General features: G+C 35.7%; 1 protein-coding gene. It reads right to left on the bottom strand.

The window, feature by feature from the left end:
* The coding region (locus tag HMPREF0202_RS15410; RefSeq protein WP_023052381.1) for a hypothetical protein at positions 1-190 on the bottom strand (190 nt) is incomplete at its 3' end.
* Positions 191-207: the final 17 nt, after the last annotated feature.

The following is a 207-nucleotide window of genomic DNA, read 5'->3' as shown; positions in this document are numbered from 1 at the left end:
TGTGTCTTGCTTTCCACGTTCCATATTTTCTATCATTAAATCTACTTAGGTAGTTTCTATAGCCCTGTAAGCTGGATACTGCCTTTAACAGTATAGCGAGTTTCATATCAACAAGTTTTACTAATCGCCACTTACCCCACATTTTTGCGGTTACAACATTTCTATTGTATTTACTTTTAGAGCCGTACATTCAAAACTTTGTCAGCA

Source organism: Cetobacterium somerae ATCC BAA-474, assembly GCF_000479045.1.
GTDB classification, from domain to species: domain Bacteria; phylum Fusobacteriota; class Fusobacteriia; order Fusobacteriales; family Fusobacteriaceae; genus Cetobacterium_A; species Cetobacterium_A somerae.
This window is presented reverse-complemented; position numbering and strand designations above follow the sequence as displayed.